The 1,436-nt window shown below is 68.3% G+C and carries 1 protein-coding gene; it reads right to left on the reverse strand.

The window, feature by feature from the left end; genetic code table 11:
* Positions 1–1,436, reverse strand: a 1,436-nt coding sequence (locus tag ACF8GF_RS03675) for an amino acid adenylation domain-containing protein (protein ID WP_392487640.1), incomplete at both ends; no start/stop codon positions are given.

Here is a 1,436-nt window from a genome sequence, read left to right on the forward strand (position 1 = left end):
AGGGCTTTGCGGTCCAGCTTGCCGTTGGCCGTTACCGGCAGGCGCTCAAGGAACAGCAAGTGGGTCGGGACCATGTAGTCGGCCAGGCCGAGCCTGAGGTGCTCGCGCAGTTCGCCGCGCAGCGCGTTCTGTTGCTGTGGGTCGCTCGGCAGGTCGCCGGCCATGACCAGATACGCGGCCAGTTGCTTGCCACCCGGCCCGTCGATGTCCAGCACCACCGCCTCGCGCACGTTCGGCTGCTCGAGCAGGCGCGTCTCGATCTCGCCCAGCTCGATGCGCAGCCCGCGGATTTTCACCTGGTGATCGAGACGGCCCTTGTAGTCGATCACCCCGTCGGCCCGGTAGCGCGCCAGATCGCCGGTGCGGTACAGGCGACCGCCGCCTTGTGCCGTGTTGTCGAAGGGGTCCGGGACGAAACGTTCGGCGGTCAGCGCCGGGCGACGGTGATAGCCACGGGCCAGGCCGATGCCGCCCAGGTACAGCTCGCCAGCCGCGCGTGGGGCGACATTCTGCAGCCCGGCACCGAGGATGTGGGTTTTCAGGTTGTCGATCGGGCGGCCAATCGGCACGCCGCTGTCGCCGCCCGGGCGGCAGGTCCAGTGGGTGACATCGATGGCCGCTTCGGTCGGGCCGTAAAGGTTGTACAACTGTGCGCCGGGCAGGCGTGCCAGGGTCTGCTGCGCCAGCTCTGCAGGCAAGGCTTCGCCGCTGCACACCACACGCTTGAGACTGCTGCAGCGCTCGACCTCGGCGCTGCCCATGAACGCCTGCAGCATCGACGGGACAAAGTGCAGCGTGGTCACCGCGTACTGCCTGATCACCTCCACCAGGCGCTCCGGGTCACGGTGCTCGCCCGGTTGCGCCACGGCCAGGCGTGCGCCGGCCAGCAGCGGCCAGAAAAACTCCCAGACCGAGACATCGAAACTGAACGGGGTTTTCTGCAGCACCGTATCACTGGCATCCAGGCCGTAGGCCTGCTGCATCCAGCACAGGCGGTTGACCAGCGCGCGATGGCTGTTGCCCGCGCCCTTGGGCCGGCCGGTGGAGCCGGAGGTGTAGATCACGTAGGCCAGGTTGCCCGGGCGGGTGTGGTGCACCGGGTCGGCATCGCTGTAGCCCGGCAGCGGTTCGAGCAACAGTGGCTGCACACCCTCAGGTACCGGCAACTGCGCCAGCAGGTGGGCTTGCGTCAGCAGCAGGCCGATGCCGCTGTCCTGCATCATGTAGGCCAGGCGCTCGGCGGGGTATTCCGGGTCCAGCGGCACATAGGCGCCACCGGCCTTGAGGATGCCCAGCAGGCCGATGACCATGTCCACGCTGCGCTCGGCGGCAATGCCCACCAGCACGTCCGGCCCCACGCCCTGTTCGCGCAGCTTGTGCGCCAGCTGGTTGGCGCGCCGGTTCAGCTCACGGTAGCTCAGGGCCTGTTCGGCAAA

Origin of the sequence: Pseudomonas sp. yb_5, assembly GCF_043103865.1 — a bacterium.
Lineage (GTDB): Bacteria > Pseudomonadota > Gammaproteobacteria > Pseudomonadales > Pseudomonadaceae > Aquipseudomonas > Aquipseudomonas putida_Y.